General features: G+C 55.2%; 13 protein-coding genes. 10 read left to right on the forward strand and 3 right to left on the reverse strand.

What is annotated here, in order from left to right; genetic code table 11:
* Nucleotides 1-2 precede the first annotated feature (2 nt).
* The 3 genes from YERSI8AC_RS23135 (at nucleotide 3) to YERSI8AC_RS23145 (ending at nucleotide 2534) form a co-directional block, all read left to right on the forward strand.
* On the forward strand, nucleotides 3-1103 hold the full coding sequence (locus YERSI8AC_RS23135; RefSeq protein ID WP_009286182.1) for an amino acid ABC transporter permease: 1101 nt from the start codon (nucleotides 3-5) through the stop codon (nucleotides 1101-1103).
* A gap of 54 nt (nucleotides 1104-1157) precedes the next feature.
* Nucleotides 1158-1934, forward strand: a complete 777-nt coding sequence (locus YERSI8AC_RS23140) for an amino acid ABC transporter ATP-binding protein (RefSeq protein WP_022521313.1) — start codon at nucleotides 1158-1160, stop codon at nucleotides 1932-1934.
* Nucleotides 1935-2141: 207 nt separating this feature from the next.
* Complete coding sequence (locus YERSI8AC_RS23145) at nucleotides 2142-2534, forward strand: RidA family protein (protein ID WP_159177704.1); 393 nt, start codon at nucleotides 2142-2144, stop codon at nucleotides 2532-2534.
* A gap of 19 nt (nucleotides 2535-2553) precedes the next feature.
* Here the strand turns inward: YERSI8AC_RS23145 and YERSI8AC_RS23150 are convergent, their stop codons facing one another.
* Both YERSI8AC_RS23150 and YERSI8AC_RS23155 read right to left on the reverse strand, forming a co-directional pair.
* Entirely contained in the window at nucleotides 2554-4017 is a 1464-nt protein-coding gene (locus tag YERSI8AC_RS23150) for a sensor domain-containing diguanylate cyclase (protein WP_159177705.1), read from the reverse strand.
* Nucleotides 4018-4067: 50 nt separating this feature from the next.
* On the reverse strand, nucleotides 4068-4667 hold the full coding sequence (locus YERSI8AC_RS23155; protein WP_159177706.1) for a histidine phosphatase family protein: 600 nt from the start codon (nucleotides 4665-4667) through the stop codon (nucleotides 4068-4070).
* Nucleotides 4668-4840: 173 nt separating this feature from the next.
* Between YERSI8AC_RS23155 and phnD the strand changes: the two genes are divergently transcribed.
* From phnD to YERSI8AC_RS23190, 7 genes are all read left to right on the forward strand, one after another.
* On the forward strand, nucleotides 4841-5833 hold the full coding sequence (phnD, locus tag YERSI8AC_RS23160; RefSeq protein ID WP_159177707.1) for a phosphate/phosphite/phosphonate ABC transporter substrate-binding protein: 993 nt from the start codon (nucleotides 4841-4843) through the stop codon (nucleotides 5831-5833).
* 56 nt (nucleotides 5834-5889) lie between these two features.
* Nucleotides 5890-6687, forward strand: coding sequence for a phosphonate ABC transporter ATP-binding protein (gene phnC, locus YERSI8AC_RS23165; RefSeq protein ID WP_022521308.1), 798 nt, complete (start codon nucleotides 5890-5892; stop codon nucleotides 6685-6687).
* The gene (phnE, locus tag YERSI8AC_RS23170) at nucleotides 6674-7486 is read left to right on the forward strand and encodes a phosphonate ABC transporter, permease protein PhnE (protein WP_022521307.1); all 813 of its coding nucleotides are present in this window, start codon (nucleotides 6674-6676) and stop codon (nucleotides 7484-7486) included. The genes phnC and phnE (YERSI8AC_RS23170) overlap by 14 nt, the downstream gene beginning before the upstream one ends.
* Nucleotides 7480-8289, forward strand: coding sequence for a phosphonate ABC transporter, permease protein PhnE (phnE, locus tag YERSI8AC_RS23175; protein WP_022521306.1), 810 nt, complete (start codon nucleotides 7480-7482; stop codon nucleotides 8287-8289). Before phnE (YERSI8AC_RS23170) ends, phnE (YERSI8AC_RS23175) begins: the two co-directional genes overlap by 7 nt.
* A 92-nt stretch (nucleotides 8290-8381) precedes the next feature.
* Nucleotides 8382-8810 (forward strand): host attachment protein, encoded by a 429-nt coding sequence (locus tag YERSI8AC_RS23180; protein WP_022521305.1) that lies wholly within the window; start codon nucleotides 8382-8384, stop codon nucleotides 8808-8810.
* 125 nt (nucleotides 8811-8935) lie between these two features.
* Nucleotides 8936-10807, forward strand: coding sequence for a methyl-accepting chemotaxis protein (locus tag YERSI8AC_RS23185; RefSeq protein ID WP_159177708.1), 1872 nt, complete (start codon nucleotides 8936-8938; stop codon nucleotides 10805-10807).
* A gap of 11 nt (nucleotides 10808-10818) precedes the next feature.
* Nucleotides 10819-12927, forward strand: a complete 2109-nt coding sequence (locus tag YERSI8AC_RS23190) for a methyl-accepting chemotaxis protein (protein WP_159177709.1) — start codon at nucleotides 10819-10821, stop codon at nucleotides 12925-12927.
* 4 nt (nucleotides 12928-12931) lie between these two features.
* On the opposite strand, the gene YERSI8AC_RS23195 is transcribed toward YERSI8AC_RS23190, so the two are convergent.
* Nucleotides 12932-13858, reverse strand: coding sequence for a LysR family transcriptional regulator (locus YERSI8AC_RS23195; protein ID WP_009286188.1), 927 nt, complete (start codon nucleotides 13856-13858; stop codon nucleotides 12932-12934).
* Nucleotides 13859-13922 lie beyond the last annotated feature (64 nt).

Below are 13922 nucleotides of genomic sequence, written 5' to 3' on the forward strand. Positions count from 1 at the left end.
CCATGATTCACAATAAAGAAACCATACCTCAGCGCCCGGCTCCTAAAGGCACCATTGGGCCGGTTGCCTGGCTACGAGGCAATCTGTTCAACGGCCCTATCAATAGCATCTTCACGCTACTGGGCCTGTACGTGCTCTATCTACTCGTGGTGCCAACGGTTCAGTGGGCATTTATTGATGCCAACTGGGTGGGCGACAGCCGCGAAGACTGCACACGGGTGGGCGCCTGCTGGGTATTCGTTAACGCACGCTTTTCCCAGTTTATGTACGGCCTCTACCCGAGTGAGGAGTATTGGCGCGCCAATATCGTGTTTGCCATGTTCGCGGGCATTATTGCCTGGATGGTCATTCCGCGCCTGCCGTTTAAGCGCTGGATGACACTGTTTGCGCTGCTGATCTTCCCGGTGATCGCCTACGTGCTGCTACACGGCGGCTACTTTGATCTACCGCGTGTCTCCACCCACCGCTGGGGCGGTTTGATGCTGACGCTGCTACTGGCTAGCGTGGGGATGATTGGCGCACTGCCTATTGGCATTGTATTAGCCCTTGGGCGACGCTCGAACATGCCCATCGTCAAAACCTTCTGCGTGATTTTTATCGAGTTTTGGCGCGGTGTGCCGCTAATCACCATTCTGTTTATGGCCTCGGTGATGCTGCCGCTGTTCCTGCCGTCTGAACTTAACGTGGATCGCCTTATACGTGCGCTAATCGGCCTGACGCTGTTCCAAAGTGCCTATATGGCCGAGGTTATTCGCGGTGGTTTGCAGGCGATTCCCAAAGGGCAAGATGAGGCCGCCGCGGCACTGGGGATGACGTATTGGAAGCGCATGGGGCTAATCGTGATGCCTCAGGCACTGAAAATGATGATTCCTGGCATCGTCAATACGTTTATCTCACTGTTTAAAGACACCACCCTGGTCATGATCATCGGGCTGTTTGACCTGTTGGGCATTGTGCAAGCGGCGCTTTCCGACTCGCGCTGGCTGGGCTTCTCGGTAGAGGGCTATGTATTTGCCGCGTTCGTGTTCTGGATATTCTGTTTCAGCATGTCGCGCTACAGCCAGTACTTGGAGCGCAAGCTAAACACCGGCCATAAGCACTAGTTCGAGTTTAAATACGAGCGCCGCATCTCATTACGTTTTAAGTAGGATTTCAACATGACACAAGCAGCCACCAACACCTCTGACACCAGTGCTTCTGACCTGATGGTCGAGATGCACAACGTTAACAAGTGGTACGGCGATTTTCACGTACTGCGGGATATCTACCTTGAGGTAAAACGCGGCGAACGTATCGTGGTTTGCGGCCCATCAGGTTCGGGTAAATCAACGCTAATTCGCTGCATTAACCACCTTGAAGAGCACCAAAAAGGTGAAATTGTGGTGGGCGGTCTACCGCTGACCCAAGACGTCAAACGCATTGAGCAGATTCGTCGCAGCGTCGGCATGGTGTTTCAGCACTTCAATCTGTTCCCGCATTTATCAGTGCTGGAAAACTGCTGTATTGCGCCAATGTGGGTACAAAAGAAGCCGCGCAAAGAGGCCGAAGCGCTAGCCATGGAGTACCTAGAACGGGTGCGCATTGCCGAGCAGGCAACTAAGTACCCGGGGCAACTCTCGGGCGGTCAGCAGCAGCGTGTAGCGATTGCCCGCTCGCTGTGCATGCACCCCGACGTGATGCTGTTTGACGAGCCCACCTCCGCCCTCGACCCCGAGATGATCAAAGAGGTGCTGGACGTTATGGTGGAACTGGCGGAAGAGGGCATGACCATGATCTGCGTGACCCACGAAATGGGCTTCGCCAAAACCGTCGCCGACCGGGTGATCTTTATGGATCAGGGGCAAATCATTGAAGAGAACGCGCCAGAGCCGTTCTTCAACAACCCGCAGTCTGAACGTACCCAGCTGTTCTTAAGCCAGATTCTGGGGCATTAATACACAGCCCCAGCAACAAAGCAGCTGTGGATAAGTTCGTCATCATGGGCCTCACTTGAGGCCCATGATAGTTAACAGACTTTAAAAAAACAGCATGTCATCGCGAGCGTAGCGCGGCGATCTTGAAGTTATCCTCCTGCCACTACAAACAAGATTGCTTCGTCGCTCCGCTCCTCGCAACGACATCATTCAAAAAAGGATAAAAGCATGATTGAAAAGCTGTTTATCGACCGCGCCCCGCAACCGATTGCGCCTTTTTCCCACGCCTGCCGCGTAGGTGATCTGGTCTTTATCACTGGCCAGATGCCGACGGTGCCAGAGACCAACGAGATGCTTTTGGGCACCTTCACCGAACAGACTCATCGGGTAATGCAGAACCTGGCGATTGTGCTGGAAGAAGTCGGAAGTGCCTTCCAATATGTGGTGCAGTCCCGGGTGTTCATTACCAATATGGGCCACTTCGACGAAGTGAATAAGGTCTACGCCAGTTACTTTCCCCAGCCTCTACCCACCCGCACCTGTATCGGGGTAACCGGCTTGGCTGGCGGCGCTGATGTGGAAGTCGATATGATTGCCTGGATTCCACCGTCGCAGCAATAAACCTCATCAGTCGTCGTCATCACGGCTGCCAGTGAGCCACAACGCGATTTCGCCCCGCCTCTTTGGCGGCATAGAGCGCTTGGTCGGCCTGGGCAACGGCTACTGCCTGACTGTGGTCTAAATCACTGGTGAGCGCCAGAGGTGCAATCCCCACGCTGACGGTGAGTGTCACCATCATCGGCACTTGCGAATCACCCACCGTCAGGTAAAACGGCTGCTGGGCTACTCGTTGGCGAATACGCTCACCCAGCTGGACTACCTGTTGGTGCGATAAATCACCCGCCGTAACAGCAAACTCTTCACCGCCGAACCTTGCCAGACAATCCTCGGGCCGCAGGGCCTCGTGTACTCGCTTTGCCATTTCCACCAGCAGCGTATCCCCCGCGGGGTGACCGTAGCGATCATTAATATGTTTGAAGTAATCAATATCAATCATCAGCAAATAATAGGCTGCCGCTTCAGCTTGCTCATTGAGTTGTGCTAAGTGATTAGCCAAGCCACGTCGATTGCGTGTGCCGGTCAAGGCGTCAAACTCCGCCGCCGCCCAGGCCTGCTCTTCGCTTTTTTTACGTTGACTAATATCGATGACTAGGCCGCCGATACGCGCTAAATAGCCATCATCGGAGTAGTAGCTTTCCATCACCAGCTCATGCCAACGCCATTGCCCGGATGCGACCCTGAGCTGAACATCAATGCGGCATTGGGTTTGCAGCCGCTGTTGGCACTCGCGGATCAAACCAAACACCCGTAAGCGGTCAGTGGGCATGGCATGAGCCAGTAAGCGGCGCAATGGGAGCCTTGCATAATCACCAGGATAACCCAGCGAAAGCAGCAACGCCGAAGAGCACCAGGTTGCGCCACTGCGAGTATTAATCTCCCAGGTGCCGCAGGCGGCGACCTGCTGCAGCAGATCAACCTGCCGCTGCCTGCGGGTAAGCTGCTGACGATAAATAGCCGAAGCGATCAGTTCAGCGCCGATCACTAGCGCCTGCAACCCCGCTCCCTCCCAGTCAACTTCACGCTCACAGTCATCGAAGCCCAAAGTGCCCCACCACTGACCATCCACCATAATCGGAACGGTCACCATCGATAAAATCGACTGGCTTTCCAAATTGTCGCGCAGCGACCCCAAATCCACCTGCGAGGTAATACAGGTGTGCGAGTCACCACGCTCCCGACGATTGACCATTTCCTCATACTCGGGATCGTCGATCAGCGTGGTAAAAAAGCGAAAGCGTTTTTGCGTTCGCTCACGATAGTGCGATGAAGATGCCCACTCAAAAACAAAATCCTGCAAGACACCGTTTGGGTTGCGCTCTATGGTTTGAAATATCCACACCCGATTGACACCCGACGCTTCCCCTAGCGCCGCCAATAGCTGATCGACGCCCTCACTCCAAAAGTGCGCGTCGATGAGCGCGCGGCTGCCCACAGCAAGGGCATTCAGCAGGCTCGGCGCATCCGGCGAAAAAGGAGCAGGCATAGCAGGTTCTCTTTACTTTTCTTAGAGACTACCACACAGCTTTTAGTGGATTACACGCCATGCCCATAAAGAGTAATGCTAGCGGGTGCTAACGGGGTTTGCTTACGGTGGGACGTCAGCGGTTTCCCGGCCAGGGCAGTCAGCAGAATTTGCAGCGGATCACCGTGACTGACGAGCAGAATGACTTCCCCGCTTACCTGTTGTTCCCAGTCACCGATCACCGCCTGCATACGGCTCGCCACCCGGCTCAACGCTTCTACTCCATGGTGCTGGTGTTCAGCATCCTCGGCATCTAACGCCCATACACTGGGATAGTGCTCGTCCCCCAACCCCTCTAGTTCGCCAAAATTTCGTTCCCGCAAGCGCGTATCCACGTTGGGTACCAACTCGAACCTGGCCGCCACATGGGCAGCGGTTTGGGTGGTACGCAAAAAGTCTGAATGCACCACGCGGGTCGGCACAGGCCACTGCCAGTCGGCAACGAGCTGGGCAAGCTGTTGCTCACCATGCTCGGAGAGACCAAAGTTTTCCACCCCGCGCCCCGGCGAGCTGACAATCACCCTCTGTTGATTAGCCTGACTATGGCCGTGGCGCATGAATAAATAGCGGTTGCGCCAATGGTCGGAGAGCGGCTGTAAAGTATTTGACATAAGTTTGTCACAAACCCTAGATTGAAGGTGTCTACTTTCGAAAATAACCATCCTTGACGCGGAATGTCCACTTACGAAACAGTTTCCGCTTTCAATAGTGGCAAAACGCAGCCAAGGAAATACAGCCTGACCCATAGCAAGAACACAACAATAACGCACAAACGAGGCTCACCATGACAACTTCGCTCTTCCGCCAGCGCCCGCTTGCGATACTTATCGCTACATCCCTACTACCGCTCACCCTGCTCTCTACCCATGCCTTCGCGGAGTGCGAACGTGGCGCCCTGGATACCATCTATTGTGATGAAGATGGCGATATGGTGGCGGATCGCCCTGCCGATGAGGCTGAGTGGGTCAATCCAGACACGCTGATTTTTGCTTATACCCCCGTGGAGGATCCGGCTATCTATTCGGATATCTGGCAGCCGTTTATCGATCACTTGGCCGAGGTTACCGAACGGGATGTGCGTTTCTTCGCCGTACAGTCAAACGCTGCCCAAGTTGAAGCCATGCGCAGCGGTCGGCTGCATATCGCTGGCTTCTCCACTGGCCCTACGCCGTTTGCGGTGAATTTGGCCGGTGCCGTGCCGTTTGCCTTGATGGGCTCTGATGACGGCCAATTCGGTTACACCCTGCAGTTATTTACTCATATCGACTCTGATATCCATGAGGTTGAGGATCTCAAAGGCAAACGCGTTGCCCATACCTCACCCACCTCAAACTCGGGCAATTTAGCCCCTCGTGCGCTGCTGCCGGAACTCGGCATCACCCCCGATGAGGATTACGAAGTGGTCTATTCGGGTAGCCACGACCAATCCATGCTGGGCGTGGTGGCCAAGGATTACGACGCGGCCCCCGTGGCCTCAGAAGTCGTCGAGCGGATGGCAGCACGCGGTCTTTACGATGAAGAAGACGTGCGCCTGATCTACGAATCCGACCGTTTCCCCACTACCTCCTATAACTACGCGCACAACTTGCATCCCGACCTGGTCAAGAAAATAGAGGAAGCCTTTTTTAGCTTTGATTTTGTCGGCACCGAACTTGGTGAAGAGTTTGAGGGCGTCGAGAAATTCATACCCATCAACTACCAAGACAACTGGCAGGTAATTCGTACCATCCAAGCGGCCAATAACGTGAGCTATACGCCAGAAAACCTGGAAGAGTAAACGTAGCGCACCGCCGCCGGCGGTGCGGTTATTGTCTCGACGATGGAAGCGGACACATGCTGGAAATTACCAATCTGGTCAAACGTTATGGCCACGATGAAGCCGTGCTGAAAGGGCTTGACCTCAAGGTAGAGGGAAACAGCGTTGTTTCTATCGTAGGCGCCTCGGGTGCGGGCAAAAGCACCATGCTGAGATGTATCAATCGCCTGGTCGAACCAACCTCCGGCTCTATCAAACTCAACGGCAATGAGCTGGTGAACCTGAAAGGCGCCGAGCTGCGCCGTGCTCGCCGCAAGATCGGCATGGTGTTCCAAGGCTTTAACCTACTGGATCGCTTGACCGTGATGGAGAACGTGTTGGCCGGGCGGTTGGGTTATGTGAATCTCTATCAAGCGATATCGCGCCGCTACCCTCAGGCTGATATTGAGCGTGCGTTTGTGCTAATGGAGCGGGTGGGAATCGCTCATTACGCCAACAAGCGCGCTGATGAGCTATCCGGTGGCGAGCGCCAGCGGGTAGGCGTCGTGCGAGCCCTGATGCAGGAGCCTGATGTTCTGCTGGCGGACGAACCAACTGCCTCGCTGGATCCACGCACCTCCGAGCAAATCATGATACTGCTGCAAAGCCTGGCCAGTGAGCTCTCGCTGCCAGTACTCATCAATATCCACAACGTCGCACAGGCCAAAACCTATACCGAGCGGATTGTGGGCCTACGCCACGGCAAGATGATCTTTGATGGGTTGCCTGCCGATTTCAACAAAGACGCGTTAGACGCCATCTACGGTGGCATTGAAGCGCCGGACGATGCGATTACTGATACGCCAGCGGAGGAACCCTCACATGACTCCGCCTGAGGCCCCTTCAACGGCGCCCCGCACCTGGCGAAAGCCGCCGTTCATTGCCAACCCGTTGCTACGCTATGGGTTAATCGTGGTTGCCGTGGTTTATCTGGTCTGGGCGTTCGGCTCGCTGCCGTTCAACTGGGCGCGGATCTCTGAAGGGTTGCCCCGCGCGGCACGCATATTTAGCGGCGGCTTCCCACCCAGCCTAGAGCGCTACGAGCTGCTGCTGACAGGCTTTAAAGAGAGCTTTCAAATCGCCATTCTGGCGACGCTATTGGGGGTTTTACTCTCTATTCCCTTTGCCGTGATGGCGGCACGTAATATCGCCCCAATGCCTATCTATGTGATTGGCCGGTCGGTGATTATCGTATCGCGCAGCTTTCATCCGGTAATTGTTGCCATCCTGTTTGTCGCTGCCGTTGGATTTGGCCCACTCGCAGGTATTCTGACTCTGACACTCTACTCCATCGGCTTTGTGGGCAAGTTGCTCGCCGAAGAGATCGAGGAGATTGATTGGGGCCAAGTAGAGGCGATGAAAGCCGCCGGCGCTGGCTATGTGGCCATTCTGTTTTATGCGGTCTTTCCGCAAATTCTGCCACGCCAGGTAGGGCTATCCATGTACCAATTGGATAGTAACTTGCGCGCATCAGCGGTGGTCGGAATCGTTGGGGCAGGCGGCATTGGCGGCACCCTGATGAATGCCTTTGGGCGTTACGACTACGATTTCGCCTTTGCGATTCTGCTCATTATCATCGCGGTCATTTTGCTCAGTGAAGGTGTCAGCGGCTGGGTAAGGAAAAAAATATGGTAGATCACGCACAGCAGCTTGCCGATCGTATTTGGCAACGCTATGACCGCAAACAGCGCCTGATTCGTTACGCCGTTCTGCTAGCTACCTTGATGTTAGTGGTTTGGGCGGTGCGCGATATTGATATTTTCTGGCCCTGGGTGTGGGATGCGCCCAACCAAATCTCCGGGCTTGGCGCACGCATGTGGCCACCCAGTGCGGCGGGGCTCAATGGCATTATCGCAGCGCTGATCGAGACCGTGCATATCGCTACGCTGGCTACCTTTCTGACGATTTTCCTGGCGCTCCCGGTGGCCTACATCGCCGCCCAGAATACTACCCCCAACCGCGCCTGTTTGTGGTTTGGTCGCTTCATTCTGGTCTCAAGCCGTTCGGTGAACACCATCATCTGGGCGCTGCTGTTCGTGGCCATTTTTGGCCCTGGGGTATTAGCGGGCATACTCGCCATCATGTTTCGCTCGATTGGCTTTATCGGCAAGCTGATGGGCGAAGCAATAGAGGAGATTGACCGGCGCCCCGTAGAGGCCATGGAAGCCACCGGGGCCTCCAAGGCCAAAGTGGTCGCCTATGCAATCGTGCCTCAGGTCATGCCCGCGTTTTTTGCCATCGTCATCCTCCGCTGGGATATCAATATCCGCGAATCGACGGTACTTGGGTTGGTGGGCGCCGGGGGTATCGGCGTTATCCTCCAGGGCGCAATTGACACCTTTGCCTGGCCTACCGTGGCGACCATTTTGATTGCCATTATTGTGCTGGTACTGATTGGTGAAGCCGTCACCAGCTTGCTGCGTAGCAAGGTGCTGTAACCCACGTTGCTTAAGCCGAGGCAAGCGTTTGACCTAACGCCAAACGCTTGCCATGGTTAGATGACCATCAACGACATGGAGTATGCACAGCGATGACAACCTATATCGTGGTAGCCGACGCCGCTCGCGCACGCATTTTTACCCGAGATGCCTTAACGTTGGCAGAGCAAGAAAGCATGGTTCACGCTGAAGGACGTCTACACGAAGGTGACTTGGTCACCGACGGTCGAGGCGATGTGCATGAGTCGATGTCCACTACCTCTCGCTCGGCTGGCGAAGAGGGAACGGCTACTAAGCACGAAAACGAGTTGTTTGCGAAAGAGGTCGCTCAGCGACTTTATAGTGCTCGAGTAGGCAACAGTATGAAGAAGCTCATTATGGTGGCGCCACCTAAATTTTTAGGGCTTTTACGCGATAAACTCGATGCCCCTACCCAAAAGCTGGTGATTCATTCCCTATCAAAAGATCTAAGTAAAGCTTCAATGGCCGATATTCAACAAGCAGTTAGTGATTTACGCTAGTAATATCCAAAACTTAAAGACCATGTAAGACTAAAGAAAGGGTCGCTCTCGCCGATAGCCTAGAAGACATTATAAACGGTACCTCCCCCTGAGTACTGACATGCACTTCTACGTCGAGAGCGACCATGCTATCTACCCTCCGAGCACGCATCCTATTGGCTGCATTAGTGGCGATTACCCTCGCCCTGGTGATTAACGGCATTGCCAGTTACACCACCGTAAAGCACCATAATAGCCAGCAAATAACGCGCAATCTTAGCGCCGTGGTTAACGGTAATACGCAAGCTATCAACGAGTGGTTTAACGCACGCTATACCATGCTTTCCAGCATGGATGATGCAGCCAATAGCGATGACCCACTTGCCGCACTTCAACAACTGGCTGGCTCAGGCAGCTTTATGACAGCCTACATTGCTTATCCTTCCACACCAGACGCTATTTTTTCCGATGGATGGCAGCCCCCCAGCGATTACGACCCGCGTCAGCGGCCCTGGTACCAAGGCGCAGCCGAAGCGCAAGAGACCATTATTACGGCACCTTACACGGATGCCCAAACGGGGGGCTTAATCGTTACCTTTGCACGCCCTTTCTACCGTAATGGGCAGCTGGCTGCAGTCATTGGTGCGGATATTACTATCGAGGATGTGATCGAAATTGTTACCGGCATTGCCCCTACGCCGTCCAGTTTCGGCTTTTTAACCACTGAAGACGGTACCCTGATCGCGCATCCTGACGCTGACATGACGCTCGAACCTTCCACACGTTTGAGCGATGAACTGACCAACACCCGGCTTAGCGAAATCGCCCAAGCCGATGAACCCCAATCGCTTTCACTGCAAAACAGCGATACGTTGCTAATGGGCAATAACGTGGGTGGTAGCAGTGGCTGGCAGTTGATTGTGGCACTGGACGAACACGAGGCAACAGCGGGCCTGCGCGCCATCGCCACTACATCGATAGTCACGCTGCTGATTGTGGCCGCAATCACGGCAGTGGTCTTCGGTTTGCTGCTTTCTCTGCTGCTACGCCGCTTGCTGGGAGTTCGTAATGCGATGGATGATATCGCATCGGGAGAGGGCGATTTAACCCGACGCTTGCCCGAAGAGGGTAATGATGAAGTCACTCAAATTGCCAAGGCCTTCAACCGTTTCGTAGGTAAAATGGAGGCCGTATTAATTGATGTACGCACCAGCAGTGAATCTGTTCACCACGCGGCCAATGAGATCGCCATGAATGGTCAGGACTTATCCCGTCGCACCGATAACGCTGCCGCTAGCCTGCAGCAGACCTCTGCATCGATCGAGGAAATCACCAGCACGGTTCAACACACGGCTGCATCCGCAAAAGAAGCCAACAAGCTCTCCCAAACCGCCTCAGAGGTAGCCAACGAAGGTGGGAAGGTTGTAGCAAATGTGGTGACCACCATGGAAGACATTACCCACGCTTCGGATAAGATCGGTGAGATTGTCACCTTGATGAACAGCATTTCATTCCAGACCAACCTGCTGGCGCTTAACGCGTCGGTGGAAGCTGCCCGCGCTGGCGAGCATGGCCGTGGTTTTGCCGTGGTGGCCGACGAAGTACGCAAGCTGGCTGGGCGTAGCAGTGATGCCGCCAACGATATTCAAAAGCTGATTGAGGACTCTCAAACCAAGGTTAACAATGGCACCACTTTAGTGCGTAATGCGGGATCTACCATGCAAGACATCGTCGCGCATATTACCCGCGTTACCGATGTTTTGGAGGAGATCAATGCGGCCACCAGCGAGCAAAGCGATGGCATCAATCAGGTCAACATTGCCGTCGCAGAACTGGATCGCATGACTCAGGAAAACGCGGCCATGGTGGAAGAGTCCACGACCGCCGCCGAGCAGCTAAAAGAACAGGCCGATCATCTGGCAGGCACTATCAGTAGTTTTAAGCTGTCTCACGCCGCGGCACCTGCCCTGCAAGTGCAGTACCAAGCACATGACAACCGCCGCCATCACATTACTTAAGGGGTAACGCTATGCATTTTCGTTCGTTACGCTCTTTTGTCGTCGCACTTGCGGGCCCTTGCTTGCTCGCGATTGTGGCTGCGCTAGTCATCTATAACTTGGTCGCCGCGGCCCGCACCCAGCAAACGGTGAATGAGCATACCGGCGCATTGATGGAAAGTGCATTGAATGCGCGCTTGGATGCCATTGCCGAAGCAGAGGGCGGGCGTATTCAGCGCGAACTCAACAATGCCATGACTATCGCCAATCAATTGGCGACGACTAATGCTTTGATGGGTATGGAGGATGAAGAGGGGCGCCGCTCGCTTTACCTGAACCGCCGCGAACTATCTAACTTAGTGCGCCAAACTGTGGCCGACAACCCGACACTGCTGGATGCATTTATCGGCTGGGAGCCCAATGCGTTTGGTGACGACGCACGATATGCAGGAGATGAGCGCTATGGCCATGACGGTAGCGGTCGCTTTATGCCCTGGTGGTACCGCACCGAGGATGAAACGCTAGAAGTGCTGCCGCTGGGAGATACCATGGAGAGTGAAGAACGCCTTCCCAGCGGCGTTCGGGAAGGCGAATACTATCTTTGCCCTCGTGAAACCCTAGTTCCCTGCATTATCGATCCGGCGGCTTATGACTATGGCGGCGAGACGCAACTGGTCACTTCGTTTAACGCCCCCATTTTGGTGGATGGCGAGTTTCGTGGCGTTGCGGGGGTAGACCTCTCCCTTAACTTTATCCAAACCCTGCTAAGCGATGCCAACCAAGCGCTATACGAAGGCGCTGGGCGCATGGCTCTCGTCGCGGGAAGTGGGGGGCTAGTCGCCGACACGGCAGGCGTAGAGAGTCTGGGCTCGCCTGCCAGTGACTCCCTTAGCAGTACAATTCTCGCGGGCATCCGAGAGGCATCAGAGCAAGGTAGCCTGCAAAGCAGCGTTAACGATGGTCTACTGCAGCGCTATCAGCCTATTACCATTGGCGATACTCGCCTCCCCTGGGTGTTGGTACTCCAGCTCCCTGAAGACGTAGCGCTTGCGGAGTTAGGCGAGCTGCAAGCAGTTCTCAGCGAGCAGCGCCAGCAAAATACGCTGGGCATGACGGTAGTAGGGCTACTTCTGGCAGCATTGGGGGTGGCAGCGCTATGGTGGATTGGCGGGCGAATCGCACGGCCTCTTAAGCGGCTTGCAAGCCGCATGGAAGAGATTGCTTCAGGCCATGGTGACCTTACCCAACGTCTACCGGTGCATGGGAGAGATGAAAGTGCCGCGGTAGCTGAGCAGTTCAATGCCTTTGCAGAAAAAATTCAGGTTATTCTGCTGGATGTGCGCCGTAGTAGTGAAGCCGTCAACCACGCGGCTAATGAAATTACTCAAGGTGGCCACGACCTCTCACGGCGCACTGAACAGGCCGCTGCCAGCCTGCAGCAAACCTCCTCTGCGATGGAAGAAATCAGCAGCACCGTTAGCCATACCACTCACGCCTCGCAAGAAGCCAGTGGGCTTTCACAAACCGCCTCGCAGTTAGCCTCGCGTACCGACAGCGCGTTTGAGCAAGTCGTGGCAACGATGGATGATATTCGCTCCAATTCCGATGAAATTCAGGCCATCGTGACCGTCATCGACGGCATCGCCTTTCAGACTAACCTGCTTGCCCTGAATGCTTCTGTGGAAGCCGCCCGGGCTGGCGAACACGGTCGTGGGTTTGCCGTGGTCGCCGACGAAGTTCGCAAATTAGCCTCTCGCAGTAGCGAAGCCGCCAAGGATATCCGCCAGCGTATTAATACTTCGGCTGGCAAGGTTGAAAGCGGTACCCAAATGGTTCGAGATGCGGAGTCGGCAATGCACGAATTAGCAGAAAGCGTCACGCGGGTAACGCAAATGTTGGGAGATATCAGTACGGCCGCTCGAGAACAAAGCGAGGGCATTAGCCAGGTGAGCATTGCCGTCACCGACCTAGACCAAATGACCCAGCAAAACGCCGCGCTTGTGGAGGAGTCGACGACCGCCGCTGAACAGCTAAACGATCAGGCGGATAGGCTCGCTGCGCTGGTAGGCGGCTTTACACTTGAGCCAAAAAACGCCCCTAGCAACCATCAGTTGCCTGCTCCCGAATTGACTGAGCGATAAACGCTTAAGGAATCGGCGGCAGCGCAATATCGTCGCTGCGCTTGGCCCCAGCGGTCATTTCACGGCACAGGCGCAGAAATTCGCGCACGCCGGTGGTGAGGTATTTGTGCCGGTGCCAGATAAACGTAAACTGACGCTTTAGATCCAACTCCGGCGTAGGCAGCGGCACCAAGCTGCCGCGCCGGAAGGCATCTCGCAGTGCCAGGCGCGAGACACAGCCAATCCCCAGCCCTGACTCCACGGCACGCTTAATACCTTCCGTATGCTCTAGCTCTAGCAGGGTGTTAAACCGGCTGCGGCGGTGGCGCGCGGCATGCTCCAGAGTCATGCGGGTGCCAGAGCCCTCTTCGCGCATAATCCAGTCCTCACGCAGCAGCTGTTCAAGTTCAAGGTGCTCGCGGCCTGCCAGTGGGTGTCGCGGCGAGCAAAACACGCACAGCTCATCTTCCACCCAGGGTTGGCTGATGATCATGTCATCGTCGCACTGCCCCTCGATCAAGCCTAAATCCAGCGAGTGCTGGCGCACGCCTTCGATAATATGGCGCGTATTGCGCACTGCCAAGCGCACCCGGCTACCGGGGTGGCGCTGCATAAAATCGCTGATCAGCAGCGTGGCCAGGTAGTTGCCAATGGTCAGCGTAGCCCCTACATCCAGCGACCCAACCCCTTTCTGGCCACGTAGAAGCTCTTCAATCTCTTCGCCGCGATCCAGCAGCGCCACCGCTTTGGGCAACAGCTGAAAACCCAGTGCGTTAAGTTTTAAGCGTTTACCAATCCGATCCAGCAGTTGGCAGTCGAACTGCCGCTCAAGCTCCGCAAGCGCCGTGCTGGTTGCCGACTGAGACATGGCCAGCGCCCGCGCCGCATGGGAGACGCTCTCATGCTGAGCAACCGCCACAAAGACTTCCAACTGCCGCAGGGTGTAGTGCATAGAGTCTGACCTTTATTTGATCTATATCTATTTTTCAGATAACCGTTATCAATATAATTCGCTT

Source organism: Halomonas sp. 113 (assembly GCF_904067645.1).
In the GTDB taxonomy this organism is placed as follows: domain Bacteria; phylum Pseudomonadota; class Gammaproteobacteria; order Pseudomonadales; family Halomonadaceae; genus Vreelandella; species Vreelandella titanicae.